The sequence below is a fragment of the Arthrobacter sp. TJ-58 genome, assembly GCF_058269295.1.
On the sequence record NZ_JBZCNM010000001.1, the window covers coordinates 865,201 to 882,022 of the forward strand.

The 16,822-nt window shown below is 64.0% G+C and carries 14 protein-coding genes and 1 pseudogene; 6 read left to right on the forward strand and 9 right to left on the reverse strand.

The features are described from left to right. Positions 1 to 58 precede the first annotated feature (58 nt). Positions 59 to 286 carry a sulfurtransferase TusA family protein gene (locus tag AC4D2W_RS03945; RefSeq protein ID WP_490925588.1) on the forward strand — a complete coding sequence of 76 codons (228 nt, stop codon included), beginning with the start codon at positions 59 to 61 and terminating at the stop codon, positions 284 to 286. Between the two features lie 134 nt (positions 287 to 420). Here AC4D2W_RS03945 and AC4D2W_RS03950 read toward each other — a convergent pair whose 3' ends face one another. Continuing rightward, positions 421 to 1,191, reverse strand: coding sequence for an enoyl-CoA hydratase/isomerase family protein (locus AC4D2W_RS03950; protein WP_490925589.1), 771 nt, complete (start codon positions 1,189 to 1,191; stop codon positions 421 to 423). Positions 1,192 to 1,356: 165 nt separating this feature from the next. On the opposite strand from AC4D2W_RS03950, the gene AC4D2W_RS03955 reads away from it, so the two are divergent. Further along, entirely contained in the window at positions 1,357 to 2,961 is a 1,605-nt protein-coding gene (locus AC4D2W_RS03955; RefSeq protein ID WP_490925590.1) for a fatty acyl-CoA synthetase, read from the forward strand. On the opposite strand, the gene AC4D2W_RS03960 is transcribed toward AC4D2W_RS03955, so the two are convergent. Further along, entirely contained in the window at positions 2,958 to 3,236 is a 279-nt protein-coding gene (locus tag AC4D2W_RS03960) for a hypothetical protein (protein WP_490925591.1), read from the reverse strand. The two genes, AC4D2W_RS03955 and AC4D2W_RS03960, sit on opposite strands and share 4 nt — an antisense overlap. A 201-nt stretch (positions 3,237 to 3,437) precedes the next feature. Here AC4D2W_RS03960 and AC4D2W_RS03965 point away from each other — a divergent pair, with 201 nt between their 5' ends. Continuing rightward, on the forward strand, positions 3,438 to 4,442 hold the full coding sequence (locus tag AC4D2W_RS03965; RefSeq protein WP_490925592.1) for an aldo/keto reductase family protein: 1,005 nt from the start codon (positions 3,438 to 3,440) through the stop codon (positions 4,440 to 4,442). A gap of 105 nt (positions 4,443 to 4,547) precedes the next feature. Here AC4D2W_RS03965 and AC4D2W_RS03970 read toward each other — a convergent pair whose 3' ends face one another. The 7 genes and pseudogenes from AC4D2W_RS03970 to AC4D2W_RS04000 form a co-directional block, all read right to left on the reverse strand. After that, on the reverse strand, positions 4,548 to 5,465 hold the full coding sequence (locus AC4D2W_RS03970) for an ROK family protein (protein ID WP_490925593.1): 918 nt from the start codon (positions 5,463 to 5,465) through the stop codon (positions 4,548 to 4,550). Continuing rightward, the gene (locus AC4D2W_RS03975; RefSeq protein ID WP_490925594.1) at positions 5,462 to 8,221 is read right to left on the reverse strand and encodes a glycoside hydrolase family 2 protein; all 2,760 of its coding nucleotides are present in this window, start codon (positions 8,219 to 8,221) and stop codon (positions 5,462 to 5,464) included. The genes AC4D2W_RS03970 and AC4D2W_RS03975 overlap by 4 nt, the downstream gene beginning before the upstream one ends. Positions 8,222 to 8,275: 54 nt before the next feature. Then, the gene (locus AC4D2W_RS03980; protein WP_490925595.1) at positions 8,276 to 9,067 is read right to left on the reverse strand and encodes an ABC transporter ATP-binding protein; all 792 of its coding nucleotides are present in this window, start codon (positions 9,065 to 9,067) and stop codon (positions 8,276 to 8,278) included. Further along, positions 9,064 to 9,956 (reverse strand): annotated as a pseudogene (locus tag AC4D2W_RS03985) (ABC transporter ATP-binding protein). Before AC4D2W_RS03985 ends, AC4D2W_RS03980 begins: the two are co-directional and overlap by 4 nt. 56 nt (positions 9,957 to 10,012) lie before the next feature. Beyond that, positions 10,013 to 10,972: an ABC transporter permease gene (locus AC4D2W_RS03990; RefSeq protein ID WP_490925596.1), complete on the reverse strand. Its 960-nt coding sequence runs from the start codon at positions 10,970 to 10,972 to the stop codon at positions 10,013 to 10,015. A 10-nt stretch (positions 10,973 to 10,982) separates the two neighbouring features. Further along, the gene (locus tag AC4D2W_RS03995) at positions 10,983 to 11,972 is read right to left on the reverse strand and encodes an ABC transporter permease (RefSeq protein WP_490925597.1); all 990 of its coding nucleotides are present in this window, start codon (positions 11,970 to 11,972) and stop codon (positions 10,983 to 10,985) included. Positions 11,973 to 12,048: 76 nt separating this feature from the next. Further along, positions 12,049 to 13,755: an ABC transporter substrate-binding protein gene (locus AC4D2W_RS04000; protein ID WP_490925598.1), complete on the reverse strand. Its 1,707-nt coding sequence runs from the start codon at positions 13,753 to 13,755 to the stop codon at positions 12,049 to 12,051. 224 nt (positions 13,756 to 13,979) lie between these two features. Here AC4D2W_RS04000 and AC4D2W_RS04005 point away from each other — a divergent pair, with 224 nt between their 5' ends. The 3 genes from AC4D2W_RS04005 to AC4D2W_RS04015 all read left to right on the forward strand — a co-directional run bounded on the left by AC4D2W_RS04005 (position 13,980) and on the right by AC4D2W_RS04015 (position 16,800). Further along, a complete protein-coding gene (locus AC4D2W_RS04005) occupies positions 13,980 to 14,606 on the forward strand; it encodes an SGNH/GDSL hydrolase family protein (protein ID WP_490925599.1) in 627 nt (208 codons plus the stop codon). Between the two features lie 180 nt (positions 14,607 to 14,786). Then, positions 14,787 to 15,956, forward strand: a complete 1,170-nt coding sequence (locus AC4D2W_RS04010; RefSeq protein WP_490925600.1) for an ROK family transcriptional regulator — start codon at positions 14,787 to 14,789, stop codon at positions 15,954 to 15,956. Between the two features lie 22 nt (positions 15,957 to 15,978). Then, a complete protein-coding gene (locus tag AC4D2W_RS04015; RefSeq protein ID WP_490925601.1) occupies positions 15,979 to 16,800 on the forward strand; it encodes an SDR family oxidoreductase in 822 nt (273 codons plus the stop codon). Positions 16,801 to 16,822 lie beyond the last annotated feature (22 nt).

Here is a 16,822-nt window from a genome sequence, read left to right on the forward strand (position 1 = left end):
CTGCCGATAGCTTGCCCCCAACAGATCCAAGCACTACTCCCGAAAGGACACTTTTCCCATGGCACAGGTAACCCTTGAAACCAACGGTCAGGTCTGCCCGTTTCCCCTCGTCGAAGCCAAGGACGCCATGACTACCATGGCGGCCGGGGATGAGCTGGTCATTCACTTCGACTGCACCCAGGCCACCGACGCCATTCCGCGCTGGGCCGCGGAGAACAATTACCCGGTAACGGATTTCTCCAAGATCGGTCCGGCGGAATGGTCCATCACGGTACAGAAGGTCTAGGCAGAACGCACCGTCAATAAATCACTGACAGAACAGGCGCCGGAGTTGCTGTGAAAGCAGCTCCGGCGCCTGTTCTGTTGCCGGTAGGTGGTCGGCGGGTGGTCGGCCCCTGACAACTTCGCCAGCGATCTCCTCTAGCGGCTCGCCTTGGCGGCGAAAGCGGCAATCCGCTCCCGCGTATCCGCGGAACCTGCCATGGAGGCAATGGTGGCCGCTTCTTCCTGCAGATGCGCTTCATAGCCGGCGATGCTGCGGGCACGCAGCAGCCGCTTGGTGGGTCCCAGCACCGCAACTGATCCCGCTGCCAGCTGCTCCCCCAGCTGCTGTGCCTTGAGGGCAAGGTCTTCGGACGGGACCAACTCGTTGATGAGCCCCCATTCCAGGGCGTCGGCGTGGCTGGCGGTCCGCCCGGCCAGGCACATCTCTGCCGCCCGCCGCGGGCCGGCCAGTTCGGGCAGCAGATACGAGACCCCGCAATCGGGGGTTAGTCCCACTCCGGCATAGGCGGCCAGGAACCGCGCCTTGGGCGAGGCCAGAATGAAGTCGGCGTTCAGCGCCAGTCCCAGGCCCGCGCCCGCAGCAGGTCCGTTCACCGCGGCGATGCTGATCAGCCGCGACTTCGCCAGGCCCAGCATCACCTCATGCAGCTTGCCGGCAAGTTCCTTGAGGAAACCACCCTGATCCGCGGCCACAGCCATGGCCCCCACGTCGCCGCCGGCGCTGAAGAAGCGCCCTGCACCCTGCAGCACCAGGACATGGCAGTCCGCGCGCGCTTCAGCCTCTGCGAGCGCGGCGCAGAGTTCCCCCGCCAGCTCCAGGTTCAGGGCGTTGGCCTGGTTGGGGCGGTTCAGTGTCAGCCGCGCCAGTGCGCCGTCGTACTCCAGGGTGAGGTGGCGGAACGTCATTGGGTGTTTCCTCCTTGTGGGTGGGCCGTGATCGGGACTGGCGGCCAGTCTAACCGGGCATTTTGATTCTTCCCCTGCGGGCGCCGGTGGGACACAATGTGGCAACGGGTCCGCTGGCGCACCGAAGGTGGGGCAGCGGCAAGCATTCAACTTCGGAGGTTCCGCGTGTCCGCAGCACCGCTTCTTGCACTGTCCCGCAGCCAGTCCCTGGGTGATCTGCCGCGGCGCAGCGCCCTGCGCTTTCCGGACCGCACCGCCGTTGCGGACGGCCCCACCCGCCTGACCTTCGCCGAATTTGAGCAGGCAGTGGCCAACACGGCGGCGGCTCTGTCCGCGCAGGGCATCGAACCGGGCGACCGGCTGGCCCTGCTCTCGCGGAACACCTGGCAGTACGCCGTCCTGGTTTTCGCCACCGCGCGCACCGGCGTGGTGCTGGTGCCGATCAACTTCATGCTCGGCGCCGATGAGATCGCCTACGTCCTGGACCACAGCGGCGCCACCGCTTTTGTGGCGCAGGATGCGCTGGTGCCGGTGGCTGAGGCGGCCATGGACGCTGCGGCGACAGACGCCGTCGTCGTGCGTTCCTGCATCTGCAGCGGTACCGGTGCCGCGCCGGCCGGGTGGGGAAATGTGCAGGACTGGTGCGAGTACGACGGCGCGGCGCCGGCGGTTGCCGTGGCTGACGATGACCCGGTGCGGCTGATGTACACCTCCGGAACCGAATCCCGGCCCAAGGGTGCGCTGATGTCCAGCCGGTCGCTGATGTGGGAGTACGTTTCGGCTGTGGTGGACGGAAACATGACTTCCGACGACGTCGACCTGCACACGCTGCCGCTGTACCACTGCGCCCAGCTGGACTGCTTTCTGGGCCCGGACATCTACCTTGGTGCCACCAGCATTCTCCTTCCGGATCCGGATCCGGCGGCCGTCATGGCGACAATCGAACGCGAGCGGGTCACCAAGTTCTTTGCCCCGCCCACAGTCTGGATCTCGCTGCTGCGCTCGCCGCACTTCGATTCCGCGGACCTTTCCTCCCTGCGCAAGGGCTATTACGGTGCGTCCGCCATGCCGGTGCAGGTGCTCAAGGAACTGCGGGACCGGCTTCCCAACGTCCGGTTCTGGAACTTCTACGGTCAAACGGAGATGGCTCCGGTGGCCACCATCCTGGGTCCGGAAGACCAGCTGACCCACGCCGGATCAGCGGGCCGCCCTTCCCTGAATGTGGAGACGGCGGTGGTTGACGGCAATGACGTCCCTGCCGGTACCGTGGGCGAGATTGTGCACCGCAGTCCGCATGCGACCCTGGGCTACTACCGCGACCCTGAGCGCACCGCCGAGGCTTTCACCAACGGCTGGTTCCATTCGGGAGACCTGGGCTATTTCGACGACGCCGGTTACCTCAGCGTTGTGGACCGCAAGAAGGACATGATCAAGACCGGCGGGGAAAACGTGGCCAGCCGTGAGGTGGAGGAGGCCATCTACCTGCTCGACGGCGTGGCCGAGGTTGCTGTCTTCGGGGTACCCCATCCGCACTGGGTGGAGGCCGTAGCCGCCGTGGTGGTGCCGCGTCCGGGAGCCGAGCTGACGCCCGAGGCGGTCATGACCCACACCCGCAGCGTGCTTGCCGGCTACAAGACACCCAAATACGTGGTCCTCGCCGATTCCCTGCCCAAGAACCCCAGCGGAAAAATCGTCAAGCGCCAGCTGCGCGGGGAACATTCAGGGCTGGGGCAGGAGGCTCCGGCGGCCGCAGGACAAGCTGCGCCCTAGGAGCACCCGCCGGACGTGTTTCGGCCACCTGTCCGGTGCCGGCGGATCTGCCACAGCGTCATCCCTGCCACGCACATGCCCGCGAAGGCGCCGCCGACCAGGTGTCCGGGGCGAATTTGCCCATCGGGGATTGCTTCCACAGCGATGACCACCACTGCCATCAGCACTCCGGAAAGGAACACGACGACGGCCACAGGAGCACGCCGCAGCGCCGCAACTGCCTTGCTGCCGGCCGTCGTCCGAAAATCCTTGTCCCCGTTGTCCCCGTTGTTCATGCCGCAAGTATGCGGCATGCTTCCGCCCCTTGCGGCACTGGCACGGCGGCCCGCCTGAAACTCAGCTCCCGGGCCGTCGGCTCCTGGGCGCCGGATCCTGTTTCGTCCGCCTCTTTGACGGAAAAGGAAAGCTGGCTTAGCTTTACAGCTGTACCAACGTGATTTAGGTCACTGACAATAATGGGCAAAGGAAGCGCAGCTATGGAACACAGATACCTCGGCAACAGCGGACTGAAGATCTCCGAAGTCATTTACGGCAACTGGCTGACCCACGGGTCCCAGGTGGAGAACGACGTCGCCGCCGAGTGCGTGCGGGCTGCCCTGGACGCCGGCATCAGCACCTTTGACACTGCCGACGCCTACGCGAACACCGCCGCGGAAACAGTCCTCGGGACCGCCCTGAAGAGCGAGCGCCGGGAATCGCTGGAGATCTTCACGAAGGTCTACTGGCCCACCGGCCCCGCGGGGCACAATGACTCCGGCCTGTCCCGCAAGCACATCATGGAATCCATCAACGGCTCCCTGCAGCGCCTGCAGACCGACTACGTGGACCTCTACCAGGCCCACCGGTATGACACCGAAACTCCGCTGGAAGAAACGATGCAGGCCTTCGCGGATGTCGTGCGGCAGGGCAAGGCCCTGTACATCGGCGTCAGCGAGTGGACGGCCGAGCAGCTCAAAGCAGGCCAGGCGCTGGCCCGGGACATGGGCTTCTCACTGATCTCCAACCAGCCGCAGTACAACATGCTGTGGCGCGTGATTGAAGCGGAGGTGGTTCCGGCATCGGAAGAGCTGGGCATTTCCCAGATTGTTTTCTCTCCCATGGCGCAGGGCATCCTCAGCGGCAAGTACAAGCCCGGGGCTGAACTGCCCGCAGGCAGCCGGGCGACGGATGAGAAGGGCGGCGCAAAGATGATCAGCCGCTGGATGCACGACGACGTCCTCACCGGAGTGCAGAAGCTGCAGCCTATTGCCGAGGAGGCAGGGCTGACCATGGGCCAGCTGGCTGTTGCCTGGGTGCTGCAGAACCCGAACGTGGCCGGAGCCATCATCGGCGCGTCCCGTCCGGAGCAGGTCACCTCCAATGTGCAGGCTGCCGGCGTGGAGCTCAAATCCGATGTCCTGGCCCGGATCGACGAGGCAGTTGGTTCCCTCGCCGAACGCGATCCGGCCAAGACCCAGACCCCCGAAAGCCGTCCCTCCTAGAGGTTCCACCTGAGGAATTCCATCTGAGCGCATCGATTTGAGCTTTCACCTGAGCTTTCCCCTGAGGGGACCTCCTGCATCCATGCGGGTGGTCCCCTCAGGGGTTCAGGCAGCTGTGAGCGGGGATCTCGTTTCCACCAGGTCGCGGGCCAGATAGAGGGCGCCCTGCACCCCGGCCCCGTCGCCCAGAGCCGGGGAGCAGACGTATCCGCTGTCCGGCCGGGTCAGCGGATGTGCGTCGAGCGCGCCGCCGACAAGCTGGGAGAGCTGGCTCCGGACGGCATCGAGCAGTCCGGGGATCCGCAGGACGCCCCCGCCCAGGATGATGCGGTCCGGGGCCACCGCATAGGTCACCGCAGCGAGCAGCTGGGCAAGGTAATAGGCCAGCACAGGCACTGCTTCGGTTCTGGCACCGGCATCCAGCAGCTCTCCGGGGCGGCCCCACCTCCCCAGGACGGCCGGTCCGGAGGCCAGACCTTCAGCACAGTCTCCGTGAAAGGGACAGGTGCCGGGAAAGTCATCTCCGGGGTAGCGCCGGAGCAGCTGGTGTCCCATTTCCGGATGGCTGCGCTTGAGGAACGGCAGGCCGTCCGAGGCGAAGCCCGCACCGATTCCCGTCCCCACCGTCACATAGGCAACATTGCGAAATCCGACTCCCGCCCCGGCCCGCTGCTCCCCTATGGCTGCGCCCGTTACGTCCGTGACCACCTGCAGCGGTACCGAGTCCCCCAGTCCCAGCGCCCGGGGGACGTCGGTGTTGCGCCATCCCGGCTTCGGTGTGGACGTAATCCATCCGTAGGACGGTGAGGAACTGTCCACAATGACCGGGCCGAACGCAGCAAGGCCGACGGCGTCCAGGGTGCTGCGGTTGGCATGCCGGTTCAGGAAGGACCGTACGGCGCCCAGGGTTTCCGCGGGAGACGTGGTGGGGATGCGGATCCGCTCAATAATGTCCCCCGGGGCCGATGTTTCGGCAACGGCACAGATGACCTTGGTGCCTCCGGTCTCGATTCCGGCAATCACATGTGCTCCCCTGCGGCACCCGCAGGCTGAGCCAAGGCAGCTGTGCCGGTGTCTGCGGCGGCATCTGCGCCCGCATCTGCGAGAGCACCATCATTGCCGGCCGAATTAGTGGCAGCAGAATCTCCGATGCAGCGCAGCACAGGCCAGGAACCGGCAGACACCGGTGCCGCAGACAGTGCCGCTCCGTCGCGGCGGGAAACCGTGAAGGTGATGCTCTCACCCGGCAGGACGGTCTGCATCATGTCATCCACCTGCAGCAGGGATGCCGGCACCCCCAGCTCATCAGCCAGGCGGTCGGCAAAGAGGCAGACATCCCGCAGGAGGGTCCCGGCGGAAACGGTGACCAGGAGATTGCCGCCGGAGAGCTTCACCGACGACTCGAAGCGGGGCGCAGCAGCATCGAACACAGCATCGGGAACAAAGAACCACAACGCCCGCCGCTCAGCAGTGGGCCCGGCACCTGACCCGCCATCCGGCCCGTCGCCCGGCACCGTGTAGTCGGCGACCAGAAACTCTCCGGTGCCGTGGACCGCTGACGCGAGTTCGTCGTCGAGCACCAGGCGGGACGTCGCATCAGGCGGCGTGTCCAGCCGCAGGGAAACGCTCGACCCCTCGGTGCCGTCCGAGCGCAGCCGCCGTACCCGCACCTCGGTGGACCAGGGGGCCCATCCGTCGTTGACGGCAACAAGTTCCAGCCCGCCCGTTCCGGTGGGATCCTCCGTATCGCCGGGAATCCGCGGAACGATGGTCAGCAGCTGCGGGGCGAAGGAGCGGCGCAGTCCAAACCAGACGGGTTTTTCAATGCCGGCATTGTCCACTGCGGACCAGCTGAGCACCGGCCAGCAGTCGTTGAGCTGCCAGATCACCACACCGGCACAGCGTTCGCGGGAGCGCAGCCACTCCGCGCCGGCGCTTTGGCTGCGGGCCTGGACCACCTGGGTCAGGTAATGCCAGTCCTCCGCCGTCTCCGGCGTGCCGAAATAGGGCGCCAAACCGCGGGCCAGCTTTTCCATTCCCCTGTCCGCCCGCATGTGATGGACAACCTGCGGGTTATCGTGCACCAGGTCGCCCTCCGTGACGGCTGCGCGCAGGGTGCTCCAGGCCGGCGGCGCGCACCAGCCCATTTCGGAGACAAAAGCCGGGTTCACGTCCCGGTAGTGGACGTAGTCGACGTCGTTCCAGACGGTCCAGATATGCACCGGACCGCTTTCGGGATTGTTGGGGTGCGCCTCCAGGGATCCGGACCACGGGCTGTTGGGCAGATAGGGCCGGCCGGGATCCACCCGGTTGATGACCTCCGGAAGGATCTCGGTGTAGAACTTCGCACCCCAGGGACGGCCCTGCAGGACCTCACGCCAGCCCCAGTCGAAGTCGCCCCACACGCATTCGTTGCCTCCGCACCAGAGGACCAGGCTTGGATGGGCGGACAGCCGGGCCACGGCCTGCTCGGCTTCCCGGGTGACGCTGTCGATCATGTCAGGTGACTCGTCATAGGCGCTGCAGGCAAAGAGAAAGTCATGCCACACCATGAGGCCGCGTTCGTCGCAGCCGTCCATGAACGCTTCGGTGGAGAAGTATCCGCCGCCCCAGACGCGCAGCAGGTTCGCCCCGCCGTCGACCGCCTGGTCCAGCCGCTGGCCGAGCCGGCCCGCAGTGACTTCGGCAATAAACGGATCCTCGGGAATCCAGTTGTAGCCGCGGACCCTGATCCGGCGGCCGTTGACCACGATGGCCCAGCCCGTGCCCGCTTCATCAGGGCTTTCATCGATGCTGACCGTCCGCAGCCCCAGCCGGCGCCGGCTGGAAGCCAGCGCTTCGCCGTCGTGCGCCGCCTCAACCGTGAGCGTATACAGCGGCTGGCCGCCCAGGCCGGCGGGCCACCACAGCCGGGGCTCGGGAAGCGAGAGGTCGAATGAGGTGTCACCGGTTGCCGTCAGCGGAACGCTGGTGCGGGCGGCTTCGTTGCCCTCCGGGTCGGTCAGCACTGCAGCCAGGGTCAGCCCCTCTGCCGCTTCGGCGAGTTCGACGCCGACGGTGACGTGAACGGCGGCCGTTTCAGTCCCCTTCAACGTGACGCTGGGGCGAATCGAATCGATCCGTGCCGCAGACCAGGTTTCCAGGCGGATGGGCTGCCAGATTCCGGCGGTGATGTAATGCGGCCCCCAATCCCAGCCAAAGTTGCAGGCGCTCTTGCGGAGGTAGGGATACGGTTCGGCATAGGGCCGCGGGAGTTCGCCCACAACGCTCTCGCACTCGTGCGCCGCGTCCCAGGCGGACTTGAAGGTAATGTCCAGGACGTTCTCCCCCTCCACCAGCAGGTGGCCGACATCCCAGCGCCAGGCCACGTGCTGGTCGGCGGTTCGGGCGACTTCCTGTCCGTTCAGGCGGACGACGGCAATGGTGTCCAGTCCGTCGGCGACGAGCTCGGTGCGGAGGCCGGGTTTTTTCGGGTCTGTGCCGCTCCGGTCTGTGCTGTTCCAGTCTGTGCTGTTCCGGTCTGTGCTGTTCCAGATGAAGGTCCGGGCATAGGTCCATGTGGAATGCCCGATCCAGTATTGCTCGAGTTCTCCGAAGCCGGCGTCGGGATCCTGCAGCAGTCCTGCCGCCATCAGGTCCGTGTGGACCTGTCCCGGAACAGTGGCGGACAGCGGTTTCCCTGAACGGGCGTAAGCCGGCGACTCGTCGGGGCCGCTCTGCCAGGTGAGGCTCCACTGGCCGGTGAGGTCCAGTTGCTGCTGCGTGCTTGCTGGTGTCATGGTCTCGTGTGCTCCAAAAAAGTTAGTGGACGGCAGGGCCGCAAATGGTCCGGACTAGGCGCTGAGCCGTTTCTCGGGATTGGGTGCGGCCTCGGCCAGGAGGCGGGTGTATTCATGCTGAGGGTTCAGGATGACGTCGTCCGCGGCACCGCGTTCAACAATTTCTCCCTTGAACATGACCAGGATGTCGTCGGAGAAATGCCGGGCAGTGGCCAGGTCATGGGTGATGTAGAAGACGCCGAGGTTCTCTTCGCGCTGCAGGTCTGCCAGCAGGTTCAGGACCCCGAGCCGGATGGAGACATCCAGCATGGAGACCGGTTCATCGGCCACCAGGATCCGCGGTTCGGGCGCGAGCGCCCGGGCAATCGCGATCCGCTGGCGCTGGCCGCCGGAGAGCTCATGCGGTTTGCGTCCGGCCATATCGGGGTCCAGGCGGACCCGTTCCAGCAGCCGCTGCACGCCAGCCATGACTTCGTCCCGTCCGGAGGCTTTGCCGTGCAGAATCAAGGGCCGGCCCAGGTGGTGGGCGATGGTGTGGTAAGGATTCAGGGAGGCAAAGGGGTCCTGGAAAACCATCTGGACGTCACTGCGGTACTGCTTCAGGCCTGCGCCCCGGCGGATGACGGGCTTGCCGTCCAGCACAATCCGCCCCGAGGTGGGCTTTTCCAGTTGCATCAGCAGCTTAGCCAGCGTTGACTTCCCGCTTCCGCTTTGTCCCACCAGGGCCACCGTGCGCCCGGTTTCGACGGCAAAGCTCACGTGATTGACGGCAGTGAGCGTCCGGGACTGCCTGCCGTCCCGCAGCCGGTACTCCTTCACCAGGTCCTGCACTTCGAGGACGCTCATCGCTGTACTCCGGTTTCATGATCGTGGACGGTTCCGCGGACAAACGCTCCGCGCTCACCAGTGAGGCTGGGAAAGGATGCCAGCAGGGTGCGGGTGTATTCATGCTGCGGGTTGGTGTACAGCTCCACGGCGTCTCCTAGCTCAACAATCTCGCCGTCCCGCATAACGGCGATGCGGTCGCTGATTTCCAGCAGCAGCGGAAGGTCATGCGTGATGAAAACGACGGCGAACCCCAGCTCTTCGCGCAGCCTGGTTATCTCGCGCAGGATTTCCCGCTGCACCACCACGTCCAGGGCAGTGGTGGGTTCGTCCATGATCATGACCTGGGGATCCAGTGCCATCGCCATCGCAATCATCACGCGCTGGCGCATCCCGCCGGAAAGTTCATGCGGATAGGACTGCAGGCGCGCCCGGTCCACTCCCACACGTTCCAGCAGCTCGCCACACCGCTCGCGGCGCTCCTTCTTTCCCATGTCGGGCCGGTGGGTGGTGAAAATGTCCTCCATCTGCGCCTGAACAGAGATCACGGGGTTCAGGGAATTCATGGCTCCCTGAAAGACCATGGAAATTTTGTCCCAGCGGAATGCACGCAGTTCTTCCCCTGAATTTTGCCGAGGTCAAGGGAGTTCCCTTCCCGGGAATGGAACGAGACGTTTCCTCCCGTTATGACCGCCGGCGGCTTGAGCAGCCGGTTAATGCCGTAGGCCAGCGTTGATTTCCCGCAGCCGCTCTCGCCCGCCAATCCCAGAATCTCGCCGCGGCCAAGGGCCAGCGTCACGTTGCGCACGGCTTTGACGGTGCGCTCGCCCTGATACTCCACGCTGAAATTCTCAACGGTTAGGACCGGATGGGTAAGGGCCTCAGCCGCGCGCTCGGCTCGGCCGTGCAGCGGTCCGCGGTGCGCTTCATCTTTGGCTTCGGCCAGGAATGCAGGTTGATCGATGCTCACAGGACACCGTCCTTATCTGCCAGCCGCAGCTGGGCTTTGGAAACATTCCATTTGCGGCGGGTTCCCCGGGTCTGGGCCCGGAGCTTGGGATTGATGATTTCGTCAATGGAGAAGTTGATCAGGGAAAGGGCAGCCCCAAAGGCGGCGATCAGCAGTCCCGGCGGCACAAACCACCACCATGCTCCGAGCCGGAGCGCCATCCCGTTCTGGGCGAAGTAGAGCATGGTTCCCCAGGTGAAGGATCCGGAGGCGCCAAGGCCAAGGAATGAGAGGCCGGCTTCTCCGAGAATGGCGAAGATGACGGCGAAGACCGCCTGCGACGCCAGCAGCGGGATGAGGTTTGGCAGGATCTCAACCCCCAGAATCCGCCAGGGCTTCTCACCGGACACCCTGGCTGCGGCCACGTAGTCGCGGTTGCGGACGCTGAGGGTAAAGCCGCGCAGCACCCGTGCTGAGCCGGCCCAGCCCGTGATGGCGAGGACCACTGCCACCAGATAGATGCTCTTGTCCGGAACGTAGCTGGAAATGATGATCACCAGGGGCAATCCTGGTATCACCAGCATGACGTTGCTGAAGAGGGAAAACGCCTCGTCCAGCCAGCCTCCGGCGTAGGCGCCGACAATGCCGAAAACAGCGGACAGGAAGACAGTCAGCAAGCCCACGATCAGCCCGATGGTCAGGGAGCCGCGGGTTGCGTAAGCCAGCTGGGCAAAAACGTCCTGCCCGGTCTGGGTAGTGCCCAGGAGAAAACCGTCGCCGGGACCGGAGAGGCCAATGTTGTCAACTGTTGAGGGATTGCCCACGAACATCGGCCCGAAGATGCCAAAAGCGATGATGGTTCCGGCAATGATGAGGCCCGAAGCGAGCTTGGGGGTCATCGGCGGAAAGGCTCGTTTGGGGCGGGTGCTGCGGGCTGCCGCAGCAGCAAGGTCGGGATCCTGCGTGATGCTGGTCATTGCCGGCCTTTCAGCTTCGCGCCCGGGTGCGGGGATCGATGATGGTGTAAAGCAGGTCTACAAGCAGGTTGGCCCCGAGCACCGAGAGGGTAATGACGAGGAAAACACCTTGCATAAGGGAGTAATCGTTGCTGCTGACGGCGTTCAAGAGCGCCGAGCCAATACCCGGATAAGAGAACACGGCTTCGGTGACAATGGACCCGGCCACCACAAACCCGAGCGAGATGGCGAAACCCGCCACTGACGGAAGCACCGCATTTCGGGCGGCATATGCCGTCATGATCCGCCGCGGCCGCAGGCCTTTGGCTTCAGCCGTGACGATGTAGTCGTCCGAGAGCGTGGACACCATCATGTTGCGCATTCCCAGCATCCAGCCGCCCACTGATGAGATGACGATGGTCAGGGCGGGAAGGGTTCCGTAATAGATCAGGCTGCCAATGAACTCCCAGGACCAGCCCGGCGAGGTGTTGTACACGTTGTAGCCGCCGTTGAGCGGGAACAGTTTCCAGGTACTGCCCAACAGGAACAGCAGAATCAGGGCCAGCCAGAAATAGGGCACGGACTGGAACATGGTGGTTACCGGAATGAAGTTGTCCAGCCAGGAACCGCGCTTCCACCCCGCGAGCATCCCCAGGCCGACACCCACGAGAAATGAGATGAGCGTTGCAATTCCGATGAGGCCGATGGTCCAGGGAAGGGTCTGCCCGATCACGGTGGTGACTGATGCTGGAAAATAGGCGACGGAGACGCCCAGGTCCAGGGAAAAGATTTTGCCCAAATATTCGACATACTGCACCGGGAGGGACCCCTGCGAGTTGGTCCCCAGGAGCAACTCGATAGCTTCACGTGCTTCTGGGCTGACGGGACCACGCTGGGCCAGCTTCGTCAGCATCATGTCCACGGGGTTGCCAGGCATCAGGCGGGGAAGGAAGAAGTTCAGGGTCAGCGCTGCCCAGAAGGCCACAAGGTAGAACCCGAGCTTTTGAAGGATGTGTCGCATGTACCACTACTTTCGGCGGCAGGGCAGGTAGTTATGCTCTGCTGCCGACCCCCGGGAGGACCGGCAGCAGAGACGGCTACTTCTCTGTAGGAGTGAGGTTCTTCAGGACAATCCCGTTGTCCCAGGCCTTCCAGGACGCCGGAAGCGCGTAGCGGTTGTCATCCGTGGGCCAGCCGGTGGCACGGTCCGTGTTGAACTCGGTCAGCATGGAGTTCACATAGATCGGGATGTAGGGCAGGTCCTTGGCAATCTCCTGCTGGATAATGCCGTACTGCTCTTTCTGCACGGCTTCATCGTTGGTGGCACGGGCAACAGCTATGGCGTCATTGACGATCGGATTGTCATATCGCGCGGCGTTGCCGGAGATTGCAGATTCGCCCACAGGGGTGGTGTTCTGGACGTTGTACCACTTGTCGTACGTGAAGTACGGGTTGTTGGAGGGCTGCAGGCCAATGGAATCCAGTGAGAGCTGGAACTGGCCCAGTGTCTGGTTGCTGCTCCACTCGTTGTACGTCACCTGCGTTGGCTTCAGCTCTATGCCGGCCTCTGCCAGCTGCTGGGTCAGGGCGTCATTGATGGAGATGTAGTCGCTCCAGCCGGAGACGGTCTGGATGGCCAGGCTCAGGCGCTCGCCGTCCTTCGACCGGATGCCGTCGCTTCCCTTGGTCCAGCCCGCGGCGTCGAGAACCTTCTCTGCTTCGGACACACTTGCCGACTGCGGGATCTCCTTCATCTTCGGATCGGCAATCCACTTCGCGTCACGCTCCGGGAGCGTCATGGTGACCGACGCCGGCTCGGCGAAACCTCCGCCTGCGAGCTGGTTCAGTTGGTCACGGTCCATCGCCAGATAGATTGCCTGACGAACAGCGGGGTCCGTCTGCGGCCCCTCACAGCCCAAGGCTTCATTGGCGCAGGTGAAAATGGCGGTCATCATGGCCGGCGTGTTCACGTACGACAGGTTTTCGTGGTCCTGCAGGATGGTGTCCAGGCCAGGCAAGTACGAACTCATCCAGTCGATCTGTCCGTCCAAGAGGGCTCCGGTGGCGGCGTCGGCAGATTCAAGTGCGATGTAGCGGACTTCCTGAACGGCCGGCTTGCCTTCTTCCCAGTAGGAATCGTTCTTTTCCATGAGGTAGCTCTGGGGGGTGAAATCTTTCACCTTGTAGGGACCCGTGCCTACCGGGTTGGAGTTAATGTCCGTGATCGGATCCGCCACGTCTTTCCAGATGTGTTCCGGAACGATTGCGCGGCCACCCAGCACCTCGGGCTCCTGCATGAAGGAACTCTGCGGGAACGTCAGGACCACGGTTGTTGCATCGGTGGCCTCGGCCGTTGCCGAAAGTCCCGTCGTGTTCAGCTCCGGCGTCTCGGCCACCAGGTTGAAAGTGAAAGCGACGTCCTCCGCCGTGAAGTCTTCACCGTCTGACCATTTCACGCCTTCGCGAGTGGTGATGGTCAGCTGAGTTCCGTCCTCATTCCATTCGAAACCCGTTCCCAGCAGCGGCGTGGGATCCGCCTCGGAGGCTGCGTTGTACCAAAACAGGGGCTCAAACACGACACCGAGCGTGGGCTGCAGAGCCGTCGTGGAGAACGGGTTGAAGTTCTCCGTAATCGTGCCGGTTGCACCGTTGAACACGGTGATGGAAGAGACGTCGTCGTCCGTGGAACCGCCGCCGCCTGAGCCACAGCCGGTCAGGACAAGTGCAGCGGAGCCCACGACAGCCACGGCGGCAAGACTCAGCCGTCTCCGGGCCGGCAGGGTGCCTGAAAGTTTGAAGGACATCGTTGTACCTTTCGAGTTTCGGACGGCTGTATCGCCGCCGGAGCAGTGTGAGGTTCACCACATCAAGAACCGCTGGTACTTTCTTAGGCGACTTTATTTGGTACGTCAAGTAACTTTCGAGTAAGCGCGTGGTTTATTTTTTGAGTCTGAGGCGGGCTGGGTCCGCGTAAATTTGAAGACTAAAGTAAGTGATCTGTGTTACATCGATACTTTTGGGAGAAACCATGGACCACGCTTTGCCCCGAACTTCCCGGCAGCGAACTGTCTTCACCGGCGACAGCGTCACTGACTGCGGGTGGCGCACTGACGGCGTCGGCGGCCTGGGCGACGGGTATGTCCGCCTCCTCGCGGGCGGAGAACTCTTGGCCGAAGCCGACGTCGTCAACCGCGGCACCGGCGGAGACCGGATCGAGGACCTGGCCCGGCGCTGGGATGCTGATGTCCTGGCCGAACGCCCGCAACTGATTTCCGTGCTGATCGGCATCAATGACACGTGGCGCCGGTACGACGCCGGTCAGGAAACCGATCAGCATACCTTTATGGCCAGGTACCGGGCGCTGCTGGAGCGGGTGTCCCCCGACACCACCCTGGTGCTGATGGAGCCCTTCCTGCTGCCGGTGTCCGCGGAACAGCAGGAGTGGCGGACGGACCTGGATCCCAAAATTGCCGCCGTCCGGCGGCTGGCCAAAGAGTTCAATGCGGTCCTTGTGAGAACAGATTCCGTGCTGACGGCGCTCGTCGCGGACGGCACGCCCCCGGAATCACTCGCGGACGACGGCGTGCATCCCACCCCGCGCGGTCACGCCGTGATTGCCGAAGCCTGGGCAGAAGCGGTGCGGCTGGAGCCCTAGCCGCACCGCTTCGCCGTCGTCCGGCTCCCAATCTGTCCGGTTCCGGCTCACCTCCCCCTTCCCCACCGCCCCGTCTCTTCCTCCGCAGTCCGCAAGAGCTGCGGCACCCCCCTCAAGCAGTTGCGCGTTAGGATCCCCGTGAAGCAAAATCACCGCCGCGAATCGTCCCGCGGGAAAATAATGGACCTGATTCGTGTCTCCGGGCCGATCAGCCGTGTGGAGCTCGCGGACATGACCGGTCTGACCCAGGCCACCATCTCCACTGCCGTGCGTTCGCTGCTGAACGACGGCGTCGTCCTGGAAACCGGACGAGGCGAATCCACCGGCGGCAAACCGCGGATGCTGCTCGAACTCAACCCCGCCTCCCGGCTGGGACTGGGTGTGCACATCGGTCAGGACTACATCACCTATGTGGTGGCCGACCTGAGCGGGCAGGTGGTGGGACGGCGCAGGGTCAGCGGGCCCGGCGAGGCATCACCCATGACGGTCGTCAGCCGCATTACTGAGGACATCGAGGGGCTCTTCGACGCGCTGGCGGTGGACCGGGAGACCGTGGTGGGCATGGGACTCGCTGCCCCGGGACCGCTGGACCGTACGGAAGGAGCCATGATCGGAGCCCCTTCCTTCCGGGATTGGACCGGTTTTCCGCTGCGCCGGGCTCTGTCCACCACCACCGGGTTGCACTGCGAGTTCGACAATGACGCGACAGCCGCCGCGATTGGTGAATACTGGCTCGGCGCAACGGAAGGATATACCAGCTATGCCTCGGTATACATGGGTTCGGGGATTGGCGCCGGCATCGTCATGGACGGAACCATTTACCAGGGTGTCAGCTCCAATGTGGGGGAAATAGGACACGTCAGCGTTGATGCAAACGGTTTGCCCTGCAGCTGCGGAAACATCGGGTGTCTCGAGCTCTATGCGAGTCCTCAGGTGGTGGTGGCTCAGGCTGCCGAAGCCGTTGCCCGCGGTGAACTCGATGTTCCCCTGACGGGCATTGTCACCGAGGATTTCGCCGCGATCGGCACCGCAGCGAATAACGGAGACCCTGTGGCTCTGCGGCTGATCAACCGGTCCGCCGAATATGTGGCAAGTGCTGTCATCTCCATGGTCAACCTTCTGGACCTGCAGCTTGTTGTCCTGGCCGGCAGCGCCTTCGCCACTGCCGGGTCCTTCTATGTGGATACCATCGCCTCAGCTCTGGACAAACGCGCCATGGCGCGGGCTATCCATCGGGTTGAGGTACGGATGTCAGTTAACGGCAACGATGCCGCTGCGTTGGGTGCCGCTACGCTGGTCCTCCAGGACAGGCTTTCTCCACGGACGCTGCGCTCCGTTTCCACGGCCTGAGCAATCGAGTTTTCACGCATCCTTGAGAGGACTTCATGAACACCCCGCTCCCACTGGCAGGACGCACGGCAGTCATCACCGGTGTCAGCCGCTTCCAGGGCATCGGCTTTGCTGTGGCCTCACGGCTGGCCCGGATGGCGCCAGCCTGTTCCTGGCCCACTATTCCCCGCACGATAAGAACCAGCCGTGGGGCGCAGACCCGATCGACGACGTCGTCGGCAAGCTGCAGAGCCTCCTTACCGACGGTGCGCAACTGGCCCACGGGAGCATTGACCTGTCAGAAGCCGACGGCGCCGGGCAGCTGATCCGCGATGCTGTCGGGGCTCTGGGGCATCTGGACATCCTGATCTGCAACCATGCCCGCAGCGGTGGTGACGGCCCGCTGGCGGAGATGACTGCTGAGAAACTCGATGCCCATTGGCAGGTCAACACCCGGTCGACCCTTCTTGCCACCCGCGATTTTGCCCTGCAGCACAACGGCCGCGCTGGTGGCCGGGTTATCTGGATGACCTCAGGGCAGATCAATAGAGGGGTAATGGAGAACGAAATTGCGTACGCAACCTCCAAGGCTGCGCTTGCCGGCATCACACCGTCGGTCGCAGCTGATCTGATTCGCCGCGGAATCAACCTCAACACCGTGAACCCCGGCCCGGTCAACACCGGCTATCTGGACCTCGAGACTGCTGACCGTCCGCCGGAAGTTCTTGAAGAGGTGCTTTCGCACTTCCCCGGCGGCCGGTTCGGTGAGCCGGACGACCCAGCCAGGCTAATTGCCTGGCTGGTCAGCGATGAAGGACAGTGGATGGTGGGCCAGGTATTGAGCAGCGACGGCGGTTTCCGCTAGCCAAGCTTCCGGCCGCCCACCT